Consider the following 23,805-nt stretch of genomic DNA (forward strand, 5'->3'; position numbering starts at 1 on the left):
GATCACATCCGGGGTGAAATGTATGGACTATGCCATTAGTGTAATCGTTCCAATTTATAACGCCCAGAAATGGTTGCACCGATGTATAAACAGCATCCTTCATCAGCCCTTCTTTTCTTTTGAGCTCATACTCGTAAACGACGGCTCATCCGATGAGTGCGGAGTTATTTGCGAGGATTATGCTGCCAAGGATACACGAATTAAAGTTATCCATAAACCTAACGTTGGCGTAAGCAGCGCTAAAAATACCGGCATTGAGGCGGCCACAGGTAAATATATAGCATTTATTGATCCCGATGATGAGATATCCGAGCTATATTTCGTCAAGCTGTATGCTGTTGCAGAAGAGCATCATTGCGACGCCGTCATCGGCGGATACCAGACCGTTCCAACGAACCGACTCAAACCTCCAGCATTTAAGCTGCAAACGCTAATGAACGGGAAGGATCTGGTGCTCAGCTCAACTTATGTCCATTCGAATAACGACTTATGCTTCGTTTGGAAAAACTTGTACAGTCGAAATCTTCTTCAACAAAACAAAATTCGCTTCCATGAAAAAATAGCTGTTGGCGAAGATACCATTTTCAACTTGGAGGCGTTGCTGCGTTCCGAACGGGTAATCGCCATCCCTGATCCGTTATATTTCTACACCGTTAATAATCCGGACAGCATAATGAGCTCCCCCTATAAACCCCTTCTAGAAAGCAGCTTGCAACTGCAGTACACAATCAGAAAACGTCTTTCAGACCATTGGGGCTTGCTGCAAAACGATCATTATAGAAAAGACATGGCTAATTATTATTTGAAATCGATATATAGAATGCTCGTCAACAATTTAAAAAACAATCCCGCCGGCAGTAAAAAATCAGATCTTGCCAGAATTGTTCATTATGACATGTTTAAAGACAGCGCAAAGGAGATCGGATTCTTCTACAAATGCAACAACTTGAAGGAATATATATATTATTTAGCGCTAAAATATAAATTTTATTCGTTAATATATGACATAGAGTTTCATCCTCCCCGTTCTGCTTCATACAAAGCTTAACTTCCATTCAACCGCTGGTTGAAAGGGATTGTACGTTGCTCGTTATGCTTTTCAACCAACCGCTGATTGGCTTTGGATATAGCCTATGGTACGTTGGATATAGCAAATCGCGCGGTTTTGCAAACCTTATATTGGAGGATACACCTTTATGGACATGCAAAAAATCGGAGCATTCATTTCGGGGCAGAGAAAGAGAATGGACTACACCCAAGCAGAGCTGGCTGGTCTGCTTACGATTAGTCATCAGGCTGTATCCAAGTGGGAGCGCGGAGAATCCCTGCCTGACGTTGCGCTTCTACCCGAGCTAGCCAAGCTCCTAAACGTTTCAATTGATACACTTTTGAATGGCGGAGAAGCCTATGCAATCGCTAGTTCTATACCTGCATTCAGCAATTCCAGTGATCTAGCGTCAACTGAATCGGCAGCAAATTCAACGGCTCACACAGAACAGATATTACAAAAGCAATTTTCAATCGATCATGTAAAAAGCTTGGCTCCATTTCTTCCCAAAGAAACGCTGGAGGAGATGGTTGGACAAATAGCAGAAGAAATAAGTTGGTTCGATTTGCTTTCACTGGCTCCCTTTATCGGCAGATCTGCATCAGAAGAACTAGTCGATAAAATAGGAGATACTGCCTTTCATACTAACCAGATCATCGCACTAGCTCCGTTTCTTGGTCAAGACACACTGAGGCGGTTATTAGATCGCGTAGAGGAATCTAGTCTTGATTGGGATACCGTTCATACGTTAGCACCTTTCGTTGAAATATCCCAACTTATCGAACGTATGGATCTCGAAAGCCTTACACCTATTCAGCTTTCTGGATTGGCACCCTTCCTGCCGCCTGAGCTGCTCAACAAGCTCGTCCGTTCTTTTACCAATTTGTCTTCCTAAAACGAACTCTGACACGAATCCATTGCAGTTTGTGCAGTGGATTCGACTCTCAGCGAATACGTTCTAAGTTCCACTTTTTTTAAAAAAAACAAAAAAGCACAACAGAGGCTGTCGAAGAACTCGACAGCCTCAGGCTATTTCCCATCTTATTAACTACGGCAATGCAGTTTACTTTCGCTGCGCATCATGTTTTGCCATTTGCTATACAGCTCCCACGCAGCACCGTTATCGAGCAAATCTTTACACGTATATAACCCTTCCTCGACCGAGTCAACCTTCTCCGCCAGCCGCAGCCTTACAGCCGCATTAAGCATCACTTGATTGACGAAAGCGAGATGCCCTCTTCCCTGCAAAACCGATTCTGAGACACACAATTGCTCAACGGGCGTCCAATCCATTTCAGGCACGGACGTCTCTAAGCCATAGGTGTCAGGATCAATAATGTGAAGACTGGATTCGCCATTCTCAACGATATACGTTCGAGTCGGGCGCTCAATGAACAGATCCTCGGAGCCTTCCATTCCTTGAACAATGAGCGCTTTTTTGTATTGTAAATTAGTCGTTAATTTGGCCATTCGTTCAAAAACAGTATTATGGTAAACGCCAAATATTAAATAAGGAGAGTGGGAAAAATCAATTAGCTTCTCGGCTGTGTTAAGTACCGTACGCATGCCTAGCTCTACCCTGATCGACCGCAATTCCTTGAGCGGCGGGCACCATTGTTCAGCAGGAACATACAGCACACCCGTTTCTGTTGCCGCTTGAATGATTTGATCACGTGAAGTCTGATCGGCGTCTATCCCCGATTCATACAACAAATCCTGCAGCGTAACTCCCCATTTCGGAGGAAGGGACCCCGTTCCGTGCAGCGTAACCGGAAGCCCGGCGGCAGCGAGAAGGAATGCTGTCGGAAACGTAGCAAAGAACGTTTTTTTCCGGCCGTCGTAAGGGCCGGCGCAATCAAGACCTTGCTGCACCGGAACACGATAGGCATGCTTTCGGCAAACCGAGACGAAAGCTTCAATTTCTTCTACACTTTCCATTTTTATCCGTTCAGCTATAAAAAAAGCTCCTATTTGTGCAGGGGTAGCTTTTAGATTAATGATGGAATCAGCTGCTTGCAGCGACTCTTCATAGTTCAAATCGCGAGCGCCCCGTTTTCCCCGGGCGACTTCCTTCAATAAATTCGTAATCATCGCAACGCCCCCTTATTTTTGATCCTGAAGGATTTGATATACCTTGACAATTGACGTTGCGACATCAACCATTCGCTTTCGTTCATTCATTGCTTGCTTGCGAAGTACGTCATAGGCTTCCGCTTCAGAAATATTTTTGATTTTGCAAAGGATCCCCTTTGCCATATCAATCCATTTCCGTTCCTCTAGCCGGCCCTCCAGCTGTTTGCGCTCATTGAGCCATTGCTGTCTCTCGAAGCATTGCTTCGAGCCGAAATGCAGCGCCCAATGCAGCTCTTGCTCACCCATGGATGGAGTTAGAATGCCGTCGACAGGCACATCATCCTCGCAAAAAGCTAAAGATAAAGAAGCGGTTGATGCACTGCACCACCAAAGTAACGGAATTGTCTTCTGCTTAAGAAGCTTTGTTCCCCAGGCTTTAACCGCATCGAGCGGCAGATGAAGGATGAGAGCGTCTGCGCTGCTCATTTGCAGCTCAGCCTTCTTCTCATCGTTTGCACGGATGACTTGGTAACCGTAAGCCTCCAGAATATATTTGGGCGTAAGCTTTTTGGAAAGCTGTTCCGACTGAAGTTCCGACTCTGTCATTGGATGATCGACCACTAACAAAGAACGCATTTTGAAGCGCTCCCTCCTATTCAACTTTAGCAATCACGAGCACCAGCTGATACTTTTGTTACTATATATAACATACAAATTGCAATTTTGTCGATATCCAAGATTTTTCATGTCAAGTATATTGACATGACTTTAAAACCCGGTGTATTATTAATGTAATAACATTATATTATTGGCGAATACAACGGTGTATTTGTTTGTAGCGGCAAAGAAGCCTGCTTTCGTTTTCATGGGAGACGTACGTTTTCCCATGATTCGGAGCAGGCTTTTATTATTTTTCGCGCATGCAGAGATTGAGAGGAGACAAATACAATGACTATAACTAAGAAGAAATTAGTTTTAATCGGTAACGGTATGGCAGGGGTTCGGGCAGTTGAACATCTCATTAAGCTTTCTCCTGAAAGCTATGACATTACCATTTTCGGCGCTGAGCCGCATCCTAACTATAACCGCATTATGCTTTCCTCCGTCTTGGCAGGCGGCGCAGATATGCAAGAAATCGTCATAAACGACTGGGATTGGTACAAAGAAAATAATATTACGCTGCATACAGGTCACAAGGTAACGAAAATTGATACGGAGAACAAAAAGGTTACATCGCATTTGGGCATTGAAGTCGATTACGATGCCGTTATTATCGCGACTGGCTCTAATCCGTTCATGCTGCCGCTTCCCGGCGCGGATAAGGAAGGCGTAATCGCATTCCGCGATATTAACGATTGTGAAATCATGATCGATGCCTCCAAAAAATATAAGAAAGCGGTCGTGATCGGCGGCGGCTTGCTCGGACTTGAAGCAGCCCGAGGCCTTCTGCATCTGGGTATGGAAGTAAACGTCGTTCATATCTTCAACTATTTGATGGAACGACAATTGGACGAAGCCGCAGCTAAGATGCTGCAGCGCGAGCTGGAAGCGCAAGGCATGCAATTTCTGCTTCAGAAGAGTACGGCATCCATTAAAGGCAAAAAACGCGCTTCCGGGCTGGTCTTCGCCGATGGCACCGAAGTCGATGGCGATTTAGTTGTCATGGCTGTCGGTATTAAGCCGAACATCGAGCTCGCGAAAGCATCCGGCATCGAAGTAAACCGCGGTATCATCGTGGATGATTTTATGCAGACGAGCGTGCCCGGCATTTATGCCGTTGGTGAATGTGCCGAGCACCGGGGCATTGCTTACGGCTTGGTTGCTCCATTGTATGAACAAGGGGCTGTACTCGCAAAGCATCTGGTTGGCGTCGAGACTGCAGGCTATCAAGGTTCGGTTACCTCAACGAAGCTTAAAGTATCCGGCGTTGACGTTTTCTCGGCAGGACGATTTGATGAAGCTCCAGGCACACGCTCGCTGAAGATTCAGGACGATATGGCCGGCACATATAAGAAGATCGTTATTCAAGACGGCAAGCTTGTCGGCGCGGTACTTTTCGGTGATACATCTGACGGCTCTGAATTATTCGCAACTATTAAGAGCGGCGAATCCGTTGCCGGGCGCGAGAAAGAAATACTGCTCGGTATTTCATCCGATCTGCTCGGTAAATCCTCCGGCGGAAACCGGCTTGAAGCGATGGCGGATGACGAGATTATTTGCGGATGTAACGGCGTTTCGAAAGGAACGATTGCCGATGCTATTTTGAATAAAGGCTGCAATACGGTCGGCTCCATCAAAGCATGCACGAAAGCATCCGCTTCATGCGGAGGCTGTAAGCCTCAAGTCGAAGGATTGCTGCACCTTTACGCAGGCGATTCCGTAGGCGAAGCGGTGAAGGAAGGCATTTGCGGATGTACGCCGCTTAGCAGAGACGAGATTGTTGAAGAAATTACGCGGATGCGTCTCATGAGCACCAAAGAGGTAATGAACGTGCTGGAATGGCACAACCCGGAAGGCTGCTCGAAGTGCCGTCCTGCACTTAACTACTACCTCGGCATGCTGTATCCGGAAGAATACGTCGATGAGAAGGAATCCCGCATCACAAATGAACGCTTCCACGCAAATATTCAGAAGGATGGGACGTATTCGGTCGTCCCTCGTATTTACGGCGGAGTAACGTCACCAGCCGACCTGAAAAAGATTGCTGAGGTTGCTGAGAAATTCGACGTACCGATGGTTAAATTTACAGGGGGTCAACGTCTTGACCTGCTCGGCGTGAAAAAAGAAGATCTGCCGAAAATTTGGGAAGAGCTCGATATGCCTTCCGGCCATGCTTACGGAAAAACGCTGCGTACGGTTAAAACATGTGTCGGCTCGACATTTTGCCGGTTCGGTACGCAGGATTCGATCAGTATGGGTATCCAAATGGAGAAAGCATTCGAACGCTTGAACACGCCGGCCAAAGTGAAGCTCGCCGTATCCGGTTGCCCGCGAAATTGTGCGGAAGCAACGATTAAAGATTTCGGTGTAGTAGCCATAGATGGCGGCTGGGAGCTCCATGTAGCCGGCAACGGCGGTGTGAAGGTACGCGCGACAGATCTTCTATGCATTGTCAAAACAGAGGATGAGGTTATGGAATGGTCATCCGCCTTCTTGCAATATTACCGTGAGAATGCACAGTGGAACGAGCGTACCTCTCAATGGGTTGAGCGCGTCGGACTTGACTCCGTTAAGAAAGCACTGGAGAAACGCGAGGACCGTCTTGCTCTCAAAGAACGTATCGAGAAAACGCTCAGCCTTACGACCGATCCATGGAAGCAAATCATCGAAACCGATGACCTGCGTAAAAATTTCGAGCAATTGAACGGCGTACAGCCGGTTCAAATATAGGAGGGGTTCACCTATGACAACGAAATTATATGTAGCCAACCTTTCCGACATTGATGTGAAAGGCTCACGCAAAATTAAATATAATGACATTGAAATCGCCGTATTCCGACTGACTGACGACAGCGTGCTTGCCGTTGAAAACCGTTGCCCGCATAAGAACGGACAGCTTTCGGAAGGGATGGTGTGCGGCACGACCGTACACTGTCCGCTTCACGATTGGAAGATTGACCTGCGCAGCGGCCAAGTGCAAGAGCCTGACGACGGCTGCGTAACGACTTTCGAAACGGAAATCGACCGCGAGAGCGGCTCCATTTATGTAACGGTTTAATAGAAACTTAAAAAATAACGTAGGTAAAACCTGCTGAAAGGAGCACGCTATGAGAAAAGCAGCGACAGGCACAGTCTATATTGTGGGAGCCGGCCCGGGTGATCCAGAACTCATTACTATCAAAGCGATGCGCCGCATTCAGCTCGCCGACGTTATATTGTACGACCGGCTGGCAAGCGAGGAATTGCTAGGCTATGCCCGCTCCGATGCGAAGCTGGTCTATTGCGGCAAAGCGCCTGGCTCGCATGCCATGCCGCAGCAGCTTATCAACCAAACGCTAGTTGACTTTGCTTTGGAAGGAAAGAATGTCGTCCGCTTGAAGGGCGGCGACCCTTTCGTTTTTGGGCGGGGCGCTGAGGAAGCGCTCGAACTTGCTTCATTGGGCATACCGTATGAGATTGTTCCCGGCATCACGTCGGCAATCGGCGCTGCCGCTGCCGCGGGCATCCCGGTTACGCACCGCGAATATGCTGCTTCCTTCGCTTGTGTGACAGGCAGCCGCTGCCATGGTGACAAGTCGCCCATCCGTTGGGACTTACTTGCGCATAGCGTCGATACATTAGCTGTTTATATGGGCGTTAGCCAGCTCCCTTCTATCCGTGAGGAACTGCTCAAGCACGGCAAGGCTGCTTCTACCCCGGTCGCTCTAATCGAACGCGGGACGACATCCAGCCAACGAACGATTATTGGAACGCTTGCGGATATTCATACACTTGCCGTCTCGTTTAAGCTTAGTAATCCTGCACTCATTATTATCGGAGAAGTCGTCCGCGTGCGCGATCGTCTGCTGCATGCCGAGCAGCAGGCAGTTGCGTTAATCGGTTAAGCTTTTCATACAAGTTATAAATCATAGCCTCTCCTCTGCTTATACGGCTTTTCAAAGCTATTTACGCGAGGGAGAGGCTTTTTCCTTTGCATTTGAAGTATAATAAAAGCTTCTACACGTTGTTGCAAAGGATGAGACTACACTGGAAAATACGAAACAATCACCGTTATTTATTTATACCTTCGGTCATCGCAAGGAAGAGCTTTCGTTATGCCGACTGGAAATGCGTTCATTCTTCGGTGAAGAATCACATTCCAATATACTGATGAGTCCTGTCGATATCCACCCTGACCGAAGTCCGTTCTTAAAAGAACGCATTGAAGTCATGTACGAAGGCGGCAGCTTACCGCATATTTGGAAGCAGGTCGAACATATCCAATTATCCGGCGCGACGTTTAAAGTCATTTTCGTAAAAATGAATGATTTGACGCTGCCGAACAAAATAGATTTTGATGAGCAGCGCGTAATTGAGCGGGAAATCGGCATGCATATCGAAGGAGAGGCTGACGTGCATAATCCCGATTATGTGTTTGGCATTATCACCTTGGGTGGGCGCTGGTATTTCGGTAATTATGTAAAAAGCAAATCCGTTTGGCTTCAGCACATGCACAAGCCCCGTAATTATTCCATTGCCCTTAGTACCCGCTTAGCCCGCGCAGCGGCTAACATTGCCGTACCGAACCCGCTCGGAAAGAAAGCTATCGATCCGTGCTGCGGCATAGGGACGGTACTTATTGAGGCACTCTCCATGGGCATCGATATCGTCGGGCGGGATATTAATCCTTTTGTCATCCGCGGTGCCGTTGAGAACATGGCTCATTTCGGGCTGATGGCAGATGTCGTATGCGGCAATATTGCTGATGTCTCTGAACGTTACGATGTCGCGATTATCGACATGCCTTACAATCATTATTCCAGAACTACGCCGGAAGAACAGCTTTCTCTCCTGCTGCACGCCCGCCGTATCGCAAGCAAGGCCGTTATTATTACCGCCGATCACCTCGACGAGATGATTATAAACGCAGGTTTTGCCATACAAGACCGCTGCGTTGCCCAAAAAGGCAATTTTACCAGACAAATTATAGTGTGCTCCTAATTGCATGCGATTATTTAAACTCGTTAAACGCAAGCCATGAAGCGCATACGTCCGTCCAGCCGTTTGTATGTTCTTCCTCCTCCGCCAGTCCTAAACCATGCTTTCCTTTCGCGAAAACATGAAGATCAAAACGCACATTATGTTTGCTTAGCGCTGCAGCGAACATTAAGCTGTTCTCGACGGGAACGCCAGCATCGTCCGAAGTATGCCATATAAAAGTCGGCGGCGTATCCTTGGACACGTTCAGTTCGTTGCTGAGCTGCTCCACCTTCCCGGGCTCCGGCTCTTTCCCAAGTAAATTTTCTCTAGAGCCAGTATGCGCGAACGGATCTTTCATTGTTATTACAGGGTAACAAAGCACAAGAAGATTTGGCTTGGCGGACTGACGATCAATGTCATCCTCGATAGCTTTGTTTCCTTTCCCGCTGTTGAAGCTCGTCCCGGCATTCGCCGCCAAATGCCCGCCGGCCGAAAAGCCAAGTACGCCAATCTTATCCGGATTAATTCGGAAGTGCTCCGCTTCATGCCGCACAGTTCGAATGGCCCGCTGAACATCCAGCAACGCGCAAGGGTATTGATAAGGGGCTACTCGGTAACGCAAAACAAATGCCGAAATACCAAGTCCGTTCAGCCATTCTGCAATCGGCTCTCCTTCATGATGCGCGCGCCTCCCATACCCGCCGCCTGGACACACAATAACCGCTGGACGATTTTTCCCTTCGACCAGATACGGTGTAATAGCCGGACAATCCTCATCCGAGACTCCTTCCGCATACGGCGCTCCATTTGGCCATAACAATAGCTCCTTCATCCTCCATGTGCCTCCCATACTGCATATATAATGACATCTTCTGCCATTATATAATTAACGCATAAACCCGGCTATCAAAATCTTTACATTTTCAAGCAGCATTCATGATATTAGTCTTCTTATGTAACAAAGGCTTTGGCTTCAAATCCGCCAAAGCCTTTATTATAACTACTTAGATGCTGTAACCGCTCCGAGGAAACCGAACAATGCTCCGAGCAACGAACCTGCGACAACCTCCCGGGGTTGGTGTCCCAAGCTCTCCTTCAATCTTTCACGGCGGCGCTTATGGTACACGCCAGGATGGTGGCCCGCAAGCTTCTCCACATCAGCGTCCAGATCGTTGACTTGAATGGCTATTTCGCCCGCATGTCTTCGAATGTTCATTGCATCGTACATAACAATAATGCCAAGCATAGCTGAAATTGCAAATTCCGGCGTCTTCACGCCGTATTTGGTTGCCGTGTATACGGCAAGTGCCGATACACCGCTCGAATGCGAACTTGGCATACCGCCTGAACCGACTATTTTTCGAGCATCCCATTTTCCCGTATTAGCATAGTGTATAGGCAGCTTTAACAGCTGCGCAGCGCCGACAGCGATAAGTGCTGTCCCGAGTCCTCTGTTCGACACAACGGATCAACCCTCCAGTCTTCACTCACCGTCAGTTTACCCTGCCTTGAATAATATCATGCCGTTTTTTCCGCTAATGCTTCCATGCTATTTTTGGATACAATAGGACATATGTCCTTTTCAATAGCTCAGTTGGTTTCTAAAATAATAAACGGGTACAACGGAGGAATCATGAAAACTATTCATAACAAGGAACGCATTGGGGAGTATGTCAGCCAATATAAGCTGGATGCTATTTTTGATGCGGGAACGATCGGAAAGATGACTCTGCTTGCTTATGAAAAGGGTGAGGCTGTCTGCTCGGCAGGCGATCAGCTTGATCATTTGTTCCTTTTGGTAAAGGGCAAAATCAAGGTGTATACGACGCTTCCAAATGGAAAATCGGTACTGCTGCGATTTAACGAGCCGCTTGCGACGATCGGAGACATGGAGCTGATGACCGGCTACCCCGTTCGATGTATGGTGGAGTCCATGGGTGAAAGTATGTTTTTGGCATTGAAGGTTGACGATATGGGCGACACGGCTTTTCAAAATCCCGGCTTCCTTACGTTTATCATCAAGCAGTTGAGCCATAAGCTCTACAACGTCTCAAACGCATCCAGTCTCAATTTGCTGTATCCGGTGGAAAATCGCTTTGCAAGCTACCTGATCTCGATAACGCCTGATGATCCTCTTTCTCCTAAATTAGAAGAAATGAAGACAGAGAAACTGACGGAAGTAGCTGAGATGCTGGGTACCAGCTACCGTCATTTGAACCGGGTAATTACACAGCTGGTTACTGACGGCATTGTCGAGCGCAAGCGCGGCACCATCTATATTCGGGATATGGGGCGGCTTAAAGAGCTTGCCAGCGGCAATCTATACAGCTAGCTACTTATTAGGAGGAGGATTTTCGCATGATGGGCATTATCTATTCACTGCTTGCCGGGATACTTATCAGCGTACAAAGCGTATTCAACACTCGCTTAAGCGAAAAGGCAGGATTCTGGTTTACGAACACATGGGTGCACGGTACCGGCTTTGCACTGTCGCTAATTATAATGTTGATCCTAAAGGACGGCAGCATGTCAAAACTCTATACGGTCAATAAGCTTTATTGGATCGGTGGCGCGTGCGGCGTTATCATTGTTTTCTCAGTCATGCAAGGTATAAACGCTTTAGGCCCCGCTTATTCGGTAGCCCTACTGCTCATTACGCAGCTGCTTGTAGCACTGCTGATCGACAGCCTCGGTCTATTCGGAGTCGATAAAGTGCCGCTGTCTGCCAACAAGCTGATCGGAATCGGCATCATGATTGCCGGGGTCGCGGTGTTTAAGCTGAAGTAAAGGTATCTTCCTTCATATCGTGGTCTTCCTTTAAACCGAAAAGTGAAGAAAACCTCACTCATCATGAACCTAGCTTCACGGAGAGTGAGGTTTTCTTCACTAATAACATATAATTGCTTTAAAAATAGATTAATAATGAGTTTTACTTCACTGATTATTGAAACTACTTCAATAATAAGCCGATGCCTTACTTCATATAAATAAAACGTTCGCCAGGCGCAAACATATGAAACTTCTTCGCAGGATAGTTACGATACAGGTAATCGACGAAGTAAGCCGGATTCTCATCATTGTGCGGAAATAAGCCATAATGCATCGGAATTAGCAGGTCAGCATTGATTTGCACCGCTATTTCAACGGCCTCACGATAATTGGTATTACCGACTATCCCCTGCTCGTTTCGCACGAAATCTCGACCATTTATAGGCAGCATCGCAATATCAATCTGTCTGCTTTGCAGCCAAGTAACGAGCTCAGGGAATCCGATCGTGTCACCAGAATGGTATAGACGAATGCTGCCGAAGTATGCTGCGAAGCCAAGATATTTATGCTCACCTGCTTCATCCTGCTCGAACTGCTCATGCTTGGCCGCAAACGCCTCCAGTTTAAGTCCGTCGCCCAGCTCCAGGGACTGCCCGTGCGAAATGCCGATTAGCTGCTCATCACGCAGGCCCCATTCTTTTACTAAAGAGAGATGTGCCTTGGGCACGATAAATTTTGTTTTCGAAGATTGTCCGATTGCTTGCAGCGTGAGCTTGTCCATATGATCCTCATGGTGATGCGAGCAGACGACATAATCGACGTCCAAGCATTGCGACGGCTGCAGCGGCGATTCGAACGCCCGCGACCAAGGAGATCCGCTCAGCTCATAGACCCAGTTCGTCAAATACGGATCGAACAGTATCATCTTCTGCTTCCATTTGACAAGAAAACCCTCTTGCCCAAGAGCCCACAGCGCTAACGCCTGCTCCGGCAGCTCCGTCTGCGCTATTTGATGCTCAAGCGCTTTACCGCTTTTGTATACTTTCATTTTTCTGCTCATCCTTTGAGTTCGAAATTTTTGAATAATCTGCTTCATCTAAATTGTACCGCAAAATACTGTCATCATACCAAGCTTAAACGATGGAAAAGCAAAAAGAGGCTCCAGATCATTGGACGCCTCTTCTCGGTCATGTTAAGGAGTATCAGCTTGCGGATGTGTATGATTCGCCGTCCTCTGGCACTAAAACATTAGAGGAGATTCCTTTTTCATGAATAAAGCTTTTTAATTTATTTCTTGATAATGTCCAATGATTTACAGCTTCCATATGGCTAACAATAATTTTTGCGTTAGGGGCAGCCTTATAAACTTCATAGATATCATCTTTCCCCATCATAAGAGAACCGCCTTCAATGAATTGATTATCTCCACCATTTACAACAATGATTTCTGGTTTATGTGCATCGATCACTTCTTGAATAGCTTCATACCATACAGTATCTCCAGCTACATAAAAAGTTTTTTCATTTGGATGATTGAATACAACGCCACAAACGTTACCAGCAAATTTTAATATTTCTCCTCTTCCGTGCTCGCCTTTTGTTTTAATCAATTGGATATTCTCATAGACTGTGTCTTCTTTTAACACTTCAACATTTTGAAAACCAGCGTTTCTAACTTCATTGGCATCTTCTTCATTTTGTACAAACAGCTTGATATCTTTTGGCAATACCTCTTTGGCAACATCATCAAAGTGATCTAAATGTAGATGAGTTACAATTACAGCATCTACATTTATAATATTGTCTAGTGATGTGGGTAAGTTAACTAAAGGATTAAATTGATCTTGTCTTAACGAATTGGGGAAAGGCGGGTAAGTGCCCTTATCTGCTAAAAATGGGTCAATTAAAAACTTCTTTCCTGCATATTCAACTACCAGAGTTGCGTTTCTAATTTGTGTTACTTTCATTTTCTTAGCTCCTTTACTTTTTATTTATTAAGTTTATATGATGAGCTATTAACTTTTACATAGATAAAATCAAGTCGTTTAAGAGTTTGACTTGAATTTTGAAATTCTTTTTGTGCAAATGGTCAAAAATGCGATTATTTAGATTTACGAAAAGGATGTGATTGCTTGTTGGATCAAACAGACATGCGAATATTAGAAGAGTTATCTAAAAATAGTCGTATCACGATGAAAGAATTAGGAGAGAAAGTTCATTTGACTGGACAAGCAGCCGCAACTAGAGTTGCTAAATTGGAAGATAACGGGGTGATTGAAGGTTATACCATTAAAGTTAATCAAGCTAAATTAGGTTTTTTTATACATGCTTTGATTAATATCTATACAAAAAGCACTTATCATCAACCATATCTCTCATTTATAAAAACACAAGAGAAATATATATTAAATAACTATAAAATTAGTGGGGATGGTTGTTATCTTCTAGAATGTAAATTTCCATCTAATGAATCATTAGATCAATTCTTAGTAGACCTAAACGAGCATGCAAACTATAAATTAACGATTGTTATTAATAAATAGTGAAATGGTTAATGCGAATAAACCGCTCTCGTAACCTCAAACTCAAATCTAAAACTTTATTTTCCTTAAATACGAAAAGAAGGTGCATTTCTGCACCTTCTTTTTGCTCTTTTTTCAATTTTGGTTAGTTTGAAGGAGATATAGCCTTAGGGCTGCGCCCTCAGTAGCTGTTGATACACTTTGCCGTTTGAGAGCAGCTCGTGGTGGGTGCCTGTTTCCGCGAGAGCGCCTTGATCCATGACAAAGATAATGTCGGCATTCTCGATCGTTGAGAGTCGGTGAGCAATCATAATGGTCGTCAGCCCTTGCCTTCTCTCTTCAAGCGCGGCGAGCAGATATCGTTCCGTCTCCAAATCAAGCGCTGAGGTAGCTTCGTCGAGCACCAGTATATCAGGGTCGCTGACGATCGCCCTTGCGATTGCAATGCGCTGCCGCTGCCCACCGGACAGCTTGATGCCCCGCTCCCCTATATTCGTATCGTATCCATCCGGCAGCCCAGCGATAAACTCGTGAATTTGAGCGATGCGGCAAGCTTCCTCCATATCTTCATCCGTTAAGCCGTCTCTGCCGAGCAGCAGATTCTCGCGAATGGTATCCGAGAACATGTACGGGTCCTGAAATACGATCGAAACTTTATCCGTCCACTGCTCGCGGTTAAACTGATCGACCGGAATTCCATTCAGCCGAATCGCCCCTCCCGTTACACCGTAGAAACGAATTAACAGCTGGGCAATCGTCGATTTACCGCCGCCGCTCGTTCCGACAAACGCAATCTTCCGGCCGATCGGCAGCTCTGCGGAGAAGCCGCGAATGACTTCCGGCAAATCCAACGCATAACGAAAGCTCGTCTCTTGAAAAGATAGCCGCTCCATCGGCTTATCCAGCTGCTGGCTTCCGTCATCATGCTGCTCCAGCTCCAAAATGCGCTGCACGCGATCGACATTGGCCAGCTGTGAGGAGAGGCCCATGATAAATTGAAAAAAGTTATAGAACGAATCCGACATTTGCGTCGAAAACTGGAACAAAATAACAAACGTGCCGATCGACATCTGATCATGAATGAGCTGCATACCGCAATAGCCTAGCACCAAAATGCCAATGCCCCACTTCATCGGATCGCTGTATCTGATTTGCCGGTTCACGAGTCTTCCTTCGGCCATGACCTGCTCGAAATAATCAGCAAACATTTTGTTGTACAGCTTCTCTTCCCATTTCAGCCGGTGGTAGGCCACTACCTCGCGCGTAGAAGCGACGCCTTCCTCAATTTGTACAAGCAGCGCGGCGCGCTTCTCCGCTACCTGTCTTGCCGCTGCCTTCAGCTTGGGCGTAAAATAATAACCGATCAACACGTAAATGGCGCAAAGACCGACGATCATAAGCAGCAGGATTGGGCTGGAAAAGCCTATGATCGCCATGAGGATGCACAGGTTCAACGTCTCCTGCATTCCACGTGGGAGCTGCCAGCCAATAACACTTGCCGATACGAACAAATCCTGGGTAAACGTATAGACGTATTTGCCGGTCCGTTCGTTTTGAAACCGTTCAACCGGTACTTTCTCTATGCGCTTCAGCATTCGGGAGAGCAAGGAACGGCTGACCGCAAATTCATTGCGGACGAGACTGCGGCTCGTCATCGTGAACATGAGTGAGTAGACGATGGCCGCAAGCGCGAAAACACCGATAACTACAGGCATCAGCTCGTATTTTCCATTGGTGAACACGTCATCGATTAATATTTTTTGCACATACACAATCGTATAGTTGGATACCGACTCCAGCGCAAGATAGAGCAGCGCGATCAAATAAGTGCCTCTAAGCATGATGGAGTTCGACCAAAAGATTTTAATATATTTCATGCGCTGCCCTCCCTTCTGTTGATTCGATTTGCCCTGCTTCCAGCTGATAGAGCAGCCCCTTGCGCGCGATTAGCTCCTCATAGCTTCCGGACTCAGCGACACGTCCTTCATGGATAACGACAATTTTGTCAAAATGCTTCACTGTCGACAGCCGATGCGCGATCGCGATCGTCGTCCGATTCACCAGCACTTCATCGAGCGCACGCTGCACCTCATATTCACTAACATTATCGAGTGAAGAGGTCGCCTCATCCAGCAAAATAATAGCAGGCTGCTTTACGAACATCCGCGCAATCGAAATGCGCTGCTTCTGTCCGCCGGACAGCTTCATCCCCCGCTCGCCGACGAGCGTATCGTAGCCTTCCGGCAGCTGCATGATAAAATCATGCGCATAAGCCGCTTTGGCTGCTGCGACCACTTCTTCGTCGCTGGCATCCGGCTTGCCGAATCGGATGTTTTCCTTTACCGAGGAGCCGAATAAGTAGGTTTCCTGGAACACGTATCCGATCGATTCGCGGAGCCGCTCCAGCGTCAGCTGCTTAATCGGTACGCCATCCAGTTTTATGACGCCGGATGTAGGATCGTAGAAGCGGCCGATCATTTTGAACATCGTCGTTTTTCCGTTGCCGCTAGCTCCGACAAAAGCAACCTTCTGGCCCGGTTTAATCGTCAGCGAGAAGCCGTTAATAACCGGAGGTTGCCCCGGATACTGAAAGCAGACGTCCTCAAACGCCAATCCGCCGCGAACTTCCTTCAGCGGAAACGGATGGGCAGGATCATCGATTTCGATCGGCTTATGCATGAATTGATAGAGCGGAATCGTTTGGTGAATGATGAGCTTCTGCTCGGTCAGCAGCGTGACGAGCAGCGTGAGGCGGAACATCGTTGTCATGTATAAGAGGGTGAAGGCGATGAAGCCGCCTAACGAAATCCAATTATTTTGCAGGGAGTAGTACCCGGTAATAAAGAGCGCAATGGCGCCCAAATAAAACGTAAACCGCCGGAAGCTTCCCCTCGCAAAGCCAAACGTTGCGCTTAGCAAGTAATAATGCGCCCAATTTCTATGCCTCTCCAGCGTGCGGCCGTGGTACCATGGCTGCGATCCGAAGGCGCGGAATTCGCGCATGCCTGAAATGCTTTCGTACACGACCTGGTTATAAGCGATCCGCTTTTGACCGGACATTCGGCCATTGAGCGCCGCTTTCCGCTCGAAATACGGGCCGAACAAATAATATAGGGCGAACGTTGGCAGCATGATGAGTGACAGCCAGCCGCTTATACTTAGCAGCAGCACAACAGCAACGGTGATGAACAGCATATTATCAATGACGCCCGGCAAGTAGTTGCGGTAAATTTTCTGAACCGACGCTACTTCAGAGTTGAACATCGACAGCGTCTCGCCTGCCGGATGCCGTTCGTAGTGAGCGAAGCCGAGCTTGCGCAAATGCTTGAAAATAGCGGTTTGCATATCGCGGGAGGCGAGCTCTCCGATCGTCCGCTGCAGCAGGTTGCGATAGTTTTTGGCGATCAGCATGAGTAAATTGACCGCTGTAAGCGCTGCTAAAATAACAATAAACAAAGACGTGTCTTTGTTTATGACAACATAGTCGATTACATATTGGATCATTTTCGGCGTTAACGTCTCTCCAATGACCGCCATCGTGCCGCATGCCGCGAGTGCCGCTATTTTCTTTTTGTACGGCTTTAAAAATTTAACCGCCCACACGTAGGAGCGTTTCGACTGGTCGAGCTCAGCCTTATGCCTCGCTTTATCCGCTTGCTTATCAGCCTTTCGTTCCGTATTTTTCGTTTCTCTCTTTGCTTCCGCTTCCCTGAGATTTCCCGTCGCTTGCATGGTAATTCCCCCCTTACCTCACCTTGTCGTTTTTCGTTACTCAGCCCAATTTCTGACAGTTAGCTACCTATCATAAATCCGGCTCCCATATTTGTCAACGAAGAAATTTCATAAAATTCACGATTCTCTGAATGATATCGACAAACGAATAGAAAGCCCGGCTAAGGCCTAACGCGCCTTTTTACCGGACTTTCTATAATAGTGGCTATGACTTGGTTATAATTCCACCATCGCTTTAATTACCTTCGACTCCGGCTTCAGCCAGCTGTCGAAATGATTGATCATTTCCGCAAACGGTACGCGGTGCGTGATGTAGCTGTCCACGTCTATACTGCCGCTCTGGACGGCCGCCTGAACGGCAGCGAAATCCTCCATCGTCGCATTGCGGCTTCCCATAAGCGTCATTTCCCGCTTGTGAAACTCAGGATCATTGAATGATAAATCAGCCTTCACTAAGCCGACATAGACAAGCCTGCCGCCATGAGCGACCAGACCGAAGGCATCGGTCATGGATCTCGCATTGCCTGTCGCATCGAAAACGACTGTTGGATATTCACCGTCAGTTAATCCCGCGAGTCGCTCTTTCCCGCCATGCAGCGCATGAACCGTTTCATCCACCTTCGCCCACTGCCGGCAGAATGCCAGCCGCTCTTCTTGAATGTCCATAGCGATGACACGTGCTCCTTGATGCTTTGCAAATGCCATAACCCCAAGCCCGATCGGGCCTGATCCAATGACGAGCGCCGTCTCTCCCGCTTGGAGGCCGGATCGACGCACCGCATGCGCTCCGATGCTTAGCGGCTCAAGCACAGCAGCCTGATCTAATGTAAGCTCGTTCGTAACGAGCAGATGCGATACGGGAACAGCTATTCGTTCCCGCATGCCTCCGTCGATATGAACGCCAAGCACCTTCATATCCGTGCAGCAATTCGTCTTGCCATTGCGGCAAGCGATACATGTTCCGCAGTGCATATAAGGTATGATGCTGACCTGATCACCGGCTTTGATTGCGCCGTTCGGATCATCCACCTGCTCCACAATACCGGCAAGCTCATGCCCAAGCACTCTCGGATAGGTGAAGAAGGGCTGGTTTCCTTTGTATGCGTGCAAATCTGTGCCGCAAATGCCGATTCGGCGAATGCGGACGATAGCGGTTCCCGGCTGCAAAGCCGGCTCCTCCTGCTCGACCAGCCGCAGCTGATCTACTTGTTCACAAACAATTGCTCTCACCCTGCAGCTCTCCCTTTACAAGACAATATTCGTATTATATTCCGGTCTTCCGCTAGTCCAGCTCCGGTTATGAATCGGCTCCAAAATTGTCAGCACCTCGTTCAGCAGCTCTTCATCGATCGGCTCGGTTGCCCATTCAATATTTTTGCGGATATTGTCCGGATTAGCGGTACTGACGAGCGTCGTCGGTATTCGGTCATTAGCTGTGGAATACTGCACCGCCAGCTTCGTAATATCGGCGCCTTTCGCGGCGCAATGCTCAGCCGCTTTCTTGCAAATCTCCCGAATGCCGGCTCCGGCAGGATGCCAATCAGCGGCCGGACGCGTACTGAGCAGCCCCATCGACAGCGGCGAAGCATTCACCAGCCCAACCTGCTTTTGCTCAAGCAGCGGTACAACCTCGAGCAAAGAGCAGTCATTTAATGAGTAGTGGCAGTATGAAAGCACCGCATCCAGCTCCCGATAGGCAAGCGATTTCTCGAATACGGCAAGCGGAAGCCCCGAGACGCCGGAAAAACGGATCTTCCCCTGCTGCTTCAGCTTATCCAGCGCGGGGAACGCGCCCTCTGCAATCTGTTCAAAAGGGACAAATTCGATATCATGCAAAAATAATAGATCAATATAGTCCGTCCGCAGCCGCTGCAGGCTCTCGTCCACGCTGCTAATAATCCGCTGCTCAGAGAAATCGAAGCGGTCTGCCCCGTAGCGGCCGGCCTTCGTCGATAAAATAAACCGGTCCCGGGGAAGCCCGGCAATTGCCTTGCCCAGCACCGTCTCCGCCTTCGTTAAGCCGTAATACGGCGAGACGTCAATCAAATTAATGCCCATATCTACCGCCGTATGCACCGTACGCACACTTTCCGCATCATCCGTCTCCCTGAAAACGGACCCGAGCGAAGACGCGCCAAAGCTAAGCACGGACACATCCAGCCCCGTCTTTCCAAGCTTGCGATATTTCATGCACAACCACTCCTAATTATAAAGTCTTATAAAATAACGCCGTCCTTGAAAATCGCGATTTCCTTAAAGCCGTTGCGCTCGTTATGCGTTTGCGTCTCGCCCGAGGCGAGGCTTATGAGCTGCTCCCACAGTTCATCCGTGAGTGACTCCATGCTCTTGTCCTCAAGCAGCTGCCCCGCATTAAAGTCGATCCAATTTTTCTTGCGGCCGGCCAGCTCGCTGTTCGTCGCGATTTTAACCGTAGGAACCGGACCGCCGAACGGCGTTCCTCTTCCCGTTGTGAACAGGACGATATGCGCGCCGCCCGCGGACAGTGCCGTTACCGACACAAGATCGTTGCCCGGCGCTTCCAATAAATTTAACCCGCTGCTTGTAATCCGCTCCCCGTAAGGAACGACGTCCTGCACAATCGCATGGCCGCCCTTCTGCGTGCAGCCGAGTGATTTTTCTTCCAGCGTCGTAATGCCTCCCGCCTTGTTGCCGGGAGAAGGGTTTTCGTAAATTTCCTGATCATGCCTAATAAAATACTGCTTAAAATCATTGATCAAATGTACGATTTTACCGAAAACCTGCTCGTCTGCAGCACGGTTCATCAATATCGTCTCGGCCCCGAACATTTCCGGCACCTCGGTCAAAATGGCCGTTCCGCCCGCTGCGATCAACCGGTCAGAAACCGAACCGACAAGCGGATTCGCCGTAATGCCTGACAAGCCGTCCGATCCGCCGCACTTCAGACCAAGCTTTAGCTGCGATACAGGCACCGGCTCGCGCTTGAAGCGCTCGGCATATTCCACCAGCCCATCTATGAGCTCTAATGCCTCCTCAATCTCATCCTCCGCCTCCTGCGACTTCAGAAACTTAATTCGCTCCGGGTTATGCTCACCGATCGCTTGCTTGAACGAATCGATCTGATTGTTCTCGCAGCCGAGACCAATAACGAGCACGCCCGCCGCATTCGGATGGTTGACGAGCGATGCCAGCAGCTTCTGCGTATGCACCAGATCATCGCCAAGCTGCGAGCAGCCGAACGGATGGGCAAAATGATAAACGCCGCCGATACGGCCCTCATAAAGAGAATGTGCTCGTCTTGCCACGATTTCGCACGTTTTGTTAATGCAGCCAACCGTGTTAATGATCCATATTTCGTTGCGAATGCCGACCTCGCCGTTGTCGCGGATGTAGCCTTGAAATGTACGCGTTTTATAGGCATCGGCTGCAGCATACCTCGTACTCTCCTGCTTGCCGGGCTCGTACGTATAGTCAAGAAACCCCTTCAGACCGGTGCCCATGTTATGCGTATGCACCCATCGTCCAGGCTCCAGGTCCTCCTTCGCTTTGCCGATCGAATAGCCGAACTTCAGCACGTCATCGCCTTTTTGAACCGCATGGGTTACAATTTTGTGTCCTTTCGGCACATCGTCCAGCAGCTCCAGCTCAGTCTTATCGCCAAGCAGCAGCTTCTCTCCTTTGGCAAAAGGCTGAAGCGCGATGACCACGTGATCGTCTTCATGCAATCGAATCCAGCTATTCATTGGCTTGCCTCTCCATTTCCGCTATTTTTGCGCTCAGCTCTACCGCTAGCTCCGGCCACTCCTCAGCCAGGTTGCGTCCCCAGACACTTTCCAAGCTAAGCAGTCTCTGAACCGTCTGCTCTAAAGGCCAGGACTGTTCGTCCGCCTCAGACCAGACAGCCGCGATCGTTTCCAGCATGCCCGCATCATCACGGACGCTATAGGAAGCTCCGCCAAGCGTCGTTCCTTCAAAGCCCGCATCCGACCGCTTTACCTGGTAATAGCGCAGCAAGCCGGCAAAGCCTTGCACCAGCCCATCCGGCAAAGCCGCATTGCTCTTCGAATAGTGGAGCAGCGACGGAAGCAGACGAACCTTAAATTTGCTTAAGCTGTTCATCGCGATGTCAGCTAACCGGTGGCGGATAAACGGATTCAAAAACCGTTCATACACGTCTGCGGCATACTCCCTCAGCTCGTCTTCAGCGATCGGCAGCGAAGGAATGATTTCCGACTCCACCGTTTCGCGTACGAGCCGCCCCAGAACCGGATGCTCCATCGCTTCACGCACCTGCTCTATTCCATGCAGCAGTCCGAGCGGCGTCATCAACGTGTGCGCCCCGTTCAATATTCGCACCTTTCTCAGCTGAAACGGCTTCAGATCATCTACCCAGTGCACGTTAAGACCCGCCTTGCGCAGCGGCAGCAGCTCCTCAAGCCCGGCTTCTGCCTCGATCGCCCACAAGTGGTAAGGCTCGGCCGTGCTCAGCATCGGATCCGAATAGCCCCATTCGCTGAACCAGGCTTCCGCCTGCGTTTCGTCAGGGTAGCCGGTAACGATGCGGTCTACCAGCGAATTCAAAAACCGGTTATGCTCTACGACCCACCGCTTAAACGCCTCAGGGTAACCCCAATCATCGCTATAGCTCAAAATGCAGCTGCGAAGCTCGTCCCCGTTGCGTTCCAAAAGCTCACACGGCAGACAAACGAGCCCGCGGCGCGGATCACCCTCGAAAAACGTAAACCTGCGGTAAAGCAGCTGCGTCAGCTTGCCGGGAAATGACTGGATCGGCTGCCCCTCAACGAGCGCCTCCGGTCGGTAAACGAGTCCCGCTTCCGTCGTATTCGATACGACGATCTGCAAATCAGCGCTCTCTGCCAGCGCAAGATAAGCATCCCAATTCGAATAGGGATCGAACACTTGTCCGAACACGGAAATGACCTCTTTCCGCTGCACGCTCCCGCCATTTTCCAAACCTCGTATGACCAGTGTGTACAAGCCGTCCTGACTGGCCAGGGCATCAATCTTCGGTTTGCCGCCAGGCCGCGGCTGCGTTACCGCGATACTTCCTTCATATAGCCCCTGCTTGCGGCATTCGTGAATCATCCAATCGAAAAAACCGCGCAGGAAGTTGCCCTCTCCGATTTGCAGCACCGTAATCGGGCTTCCCTTCACCTCTTCATAGGCAGCAAACTGTTCCCCATTCAACCGGCTACGATTCAAGGTTGTCATATTTTATAAAACTCCTTCGCATTTAGTCCGAATAACCGCTGCCGATTGTCTTCCGTCCAGGAATCAGGTATGGCCTCCTGCAATACATCAACAACTTCATCATAGCTTGCCGCAAGCAGACACACCGGCCAGTCGCTGCCAAACATGACCCGATCCGGCCCGAACACGTCCAGCGCATGCCGGATATATCCGGTGAAATCGGATGGCTTCCAGCTGTTATGATCAGCCTCCGTCACCATGCCCGAAAGTTTACAGTACAGGTTAGGGTGCGAAGCGATTTGGCTCATCTGGCTCTTCCAAGGCTCCATAACGCCATCCCGGATTCTAGGCTTTGCGATATGGTCTATGACAGCGCGAAGGTTAGGCACCCGATCCAGCAATTCGACTACAGGCCCAAGCTGATGCGAGACGACGAGCAGATCGACCGGCACACCCTGCTCCGCAAAAAAAGTGAGCGCTTCCACAAAGCCCGGCTCAAGCACCACATTCGCATCGGGCATCTCCTGTATCATGACACGGAACCCGACAAACTTCGGATGTTCCGCGAATCTTTTGTAATGGCTAACATATTCAGGATCTGCAAGATCCAGCCACGCAACCACGCCCAGAATCGTATCCGAGGTTTCGCTTAGCGCTAACAAATAATCGGTTTCCGCAAGCGTCGCCGCCGCTTGCACGACAATCGTGCCATCCAGCTTATATTTTTTTATATAGGGCTCCAAATCTTCCGGCAAAAAATCCCGGTGCAGCACCGGAATATCCGGCGTAATCCAGCCGTAATCCCCCCGCTCAATGCTCCAATAATGCTGATGCGCATCCACTCTCATCCAG

General features: G+C 48.7%; 22 protein-coding genes. 9 read left to right on the forward strand and 13 right to left on the reverse strand.

Annotation, left to right across the window (positions count from 1 at the left end; genetic code table 11):
* Positions 1-22: 22 nt before the first annotated feature.
* Together DFP97_RS09295 and DFP97_RS09300 are read left to right on the forward strand one after the other, a co-directional pair.
* Positions 23-1,048: a glycosyltransferase family 2 protein gene (locus tag DFP97_RS09295; RefSeq protein ID WP_114379721.1), complete on the forward strand. Its 1,026-nt coding sequence runs from the start codon at positions 23-25 to the stop codon at positions 1,046-1,048.
* Between the two features lie 148 nt (positions 1,049-1,196).
* Positions 1,197-1,943 (forward strand): helix-turn-helix domain-containing protein, encoded by a 747-nt coding sequence (locus tag DFP97_RS09300; RefSeq protein ID WP_114379722.1) that lies wholly within the window; start codon positions 1,197-1,199, stop codon positions 1,941-1,943.
* A gap of 149 nt (positions 1,944-2,092) precedes the next feature.
* On the opposite strand, the gene DFP97_RS09305 is transcribed toward DFP97_RS09300, so the two are convergent.
* A complete protein-coding gene (locus DFP97_RS09305; RefSeq protein ID WP_114379723.1) occupies positions 2,093-3,139 on the reverse strand; it encodes an anthranilate phosphoribosyltransferase in 1,047 nt (348 codons plus the stop codon).
* 12 nt (positions 3,140-3,151) lie between these two features.
* Positions 3,152-3,757, reverse strand: coding sequence for an ANTAR domain-containing response regulator (locus tag DFP97_RS09310; RefSeq protein ID WP_114379724.1), 606 nt, complete (start codon positions 3,755-3,757; stop codon positions 3,152-3,154).
* A gap of 312 nt (positions 3,758-4,069) precedes the next feature.
* Between DFP97_RS09310 and nirB the strand changes: the two genes are divergently transcribed.
* The 4 genes from nirB (at position 4,070) to DFP97_RS09330 (ending at position 8,761) form a co-directional block, all read left to right on the forward strand.
* Positions 4,070-6,511 carry a nitrite reductase large subunit NirB gene (gene nirB, locus DFP97_RS09315; protein ID WP_114379725.1) on the forward strand — a complete coding sequence of 814 codons (2,442 nt, stop codon included), beginning with the start codon at positions 4,070-4,072 and terminating at the stop codon, positions 6,509-6,511.
* 13 nt (positions 6,512-6,524) lie between these two features.
* Positions 6,525-6,839 (forward strand): nitrite reductase small subunit NirD, encoded by a 315-nt coding sequence (nirD, locus tag DFP97_RS09320; protein WP_114379726.1) that lies wholly within the window; start codon positions 6,525-6,527, stop codon positions 6,837-6,839.
* A 49-nt stretch (positions 6,840-6,888) separates the two neighbouring features.
* Positions 6,889-7,665: a uroporphyrinogen-III C-methyltransferase gene (cobA, locus tag DFP97_RS09325; RefSeq protein WP_114379727.1), complete on the forward strand. Its 777-nt coding sequence runs from the start codon at positions 6,889-6,891 to the stop codon at positions 7,663-7,665.
* 142 nt (positions 7,666-7,807) lie between these two features.
* Entirely contained in the window at positions 7,808-8,761 is a 954-nt protein-coding gene (locus DFP97_RS09330; protein ID WP_245976071.1) for a TRM11 family SAM-dependent methyltransferase, read from the forward strand.
* A gap of 10 nt (positions 8,762-8,771) precedes the next feature.
* Here the strand turns inward: DFP97_RS09330 and DFP97_RS09335 are convergent, their stop codons facing one another.
* On the reverse strand, positions 8,772-9,572 hold the full coding sequence (locus DFP97_RS09335; protein WP_114379729.1) for an alpha/beta hydrolase: 801 nt from the start codon (positions 9,570-9,572) through the stop codon (positions 8,772-8,774).
* 168 nt (positions 9,573-9,740) lie between these two features.
* Complete coding sequence (locus DFP97_RS09340; RefSeq protein ID WP_114379730.1) at positions 9,741-10,202, reverse strand: divergent PAP2 family protein; 462 nt, start codon at positions 10,200-10,202, stop codon at positions 9,741-9,743.
* 171 nt (positions 10,203-10,373) lie between these two features.
* Here DFP97_RS09340 and DFP97_RS09345 point away from each other — a divergent pair, with 171 nt between their 5' ends.
* Together DFP97_RS09345 and DFP97_RS09350 are read left to right on the forward strand one after the other, a co-directional pair.
* Positions 10,374-11,072: a cyclic nucleotide-binding domain-containing protein gene (locus tag DFP97_RS09345; RefSeq protein ID WP_114379731.1), complete on the forward strand. Its 699-nt coding sequence runs from the start codon at positions 10,374-10,376 to the stop codon at positions 11,070-11,072.
* Positions 11,073-11,098: 26 nt separating this feature from the next.
* Positions 11,099-11,527: a DMT family transporter gene (locus DFP97_RS09350; protein ID WP_114379732.1), complete on the forward strand. Its 429-nt coding sequence runs from the start codon at positions 11,099-11,101 to the stop codon at positions 11,525-11,527.
* 187 nt (positions 11,528-11,714) lie between these two features.
* Here the strand turns inward: DFP97_RS09350 and DFP97_RS09355 are convergent, their stop codons facing one another.
* Positions 11,715-12,557, reverse strand: a complete 843-nt coding sequence (locus DFP97_RS09355) for an MBL fold metallo-hydrolase (RefSeq protein WP_181873430.1) — start codon at positions 12,555-12,557, stop codon at positions 11,715-11,717.
* 154 nt (positions 12,558-12,711) lie between these two features.
* Positions 12,712-13,476 carry an MBL fold metallo-hydrolase gene (locus DFP97_RS09360; protein ID WP_114379734.1) on the reverse strand — a complete coding sequence of 255 codons (765 nt, stop codon included), beginning with the start codon at positions 13,474-13,476 and terminating at the stop codon, positions 12,712-12,714.
* Positions 13,477-13,641: 165 nt separating this feature from the next.
* On the opposite strand from DFP97_RS09360, the gene DFP97_RS09365 reads away from it, so the two are divergent.
* Positions 13,642-14,052 (forward strand): Lrp/AsnC family transcriptional regulator, encoded by a 411-nt coding sequence (locus tag DFP97_RS09365; RefSeq protein WP_114379735.1) that lies wholly within the window; start codon positions 13,642-13,644, stop codon positions 14,050-14,052.
* Between the two features lie 146 nt (positions 14,053-14,198).
* On the opposite strand, the gene DFP97_RS09370 is transcribed toward DFP97_RS09365, so the two are convergent.
* The 7 genes from DFP97_RS09370 to DFP97_RS09400 form a co-directional block, all read right to left on the reverse strand.
* On the reverse strand, positions 14,199-15,908 hold the full coding sequence (locus DFP97_RS09370; RefSeq protein WP_114379736.1) for an ABC transporter ATP-binding protein: 1,710 nt from the start codon (positions 15,906-15,908) through the stop codon (positions 14,199-14,201).
* Positions 15,895-17,763 carry an ABC transporter ATP-binding protein gene (locus tag DFP97_RS09375; RefSeq protein ID WP_114379737.1) on the reverse strand — a complete coding sequence of 623 codons (1,869 nt, stop codon included), beginning with the start codon at positions 17,761-17,763 and terminating at the stop codon, positions 15,895-15,897. Before DFP97_RS09375 ends, DFP97_RS09370 begins: the two co-directional genes overlap by 14 nt.
* A 216-nt stretch (positions 17,764-17,979) precedes the next feature.
* On the reverse strand, positions 17,980-18,993 hold the full coding sequence (locus DFP97_RS09380) for a zinc-binding alcohol dehydrogenase family protein (RefSeq protein ID WP_114379738.1): 1,014 nt from the start codon (positions 18,991-18,993) through the stop codon (positions 17,980-17,982).
* A 15-nt stretch (positions 18,994-19,008) separates the two neighbouring features.
* Entirely contained in the window at positions 19,009-19,953 is a 945-nt protein-coding gene (locus tag DFP97_RS09385) for an aldo/keto reductase (RefSeq protein WP_114379739.1), read from the reverse strand.
* 26 nt (positions 19,954-19,979) lie between these two features.
* Positions 19,980-21,485, reverse strand: a complete 1,506-nt coding sequence (locus DFP97_RS09390) for a UxaA family hydrolase (protein ID WP_114379740.1) — start codon at positions 21,483-21,485, stop codon at positions 19,980-19,982.
* Positions 21,478-22,974, reverse strand: a complete 1,497-nt coding sequence (locus tag DFP97_RS09395; RefSeq protein WP_114379741.1) for a tagaturonate reductase — start codon at positions 22,972-22,974, stop codon at positions 21,478-21,480. Before DFP97_RS09395 ends, DFP97_RS09390 begins: the two co-directional genes overlap by 8 nt.
* The gene (locus DFP97_RS09400; protein ID WP_114379923.1) at positions 22,971-23,801 is read right to left on the reverse strand and encodes an amidohydrolase family protein; all 831 of its coding nucleotides are present in this window, start codon (positions 23,799-23,801) and stop codon (positions 22,971-22,973) included. The genes DFP97_RS09395 and DFP97_RS09400 overlap by 4 nt, the downstream gene beginning before the upstream one ends.
* Between the last annotated feature and the right edge of the window lie 4 nt (positions 23,802-23,805).

Source organism: Paenibacillus prosopidis, from assembly GCF_003337375.1.
Classification (GTDB): domain Bacteria; phylum Bacillota; class Bacilli; order Paenibacillales; family Paenibacillaceae; genus Pristimantibacillus; species Pristimantibacillus prosopidis.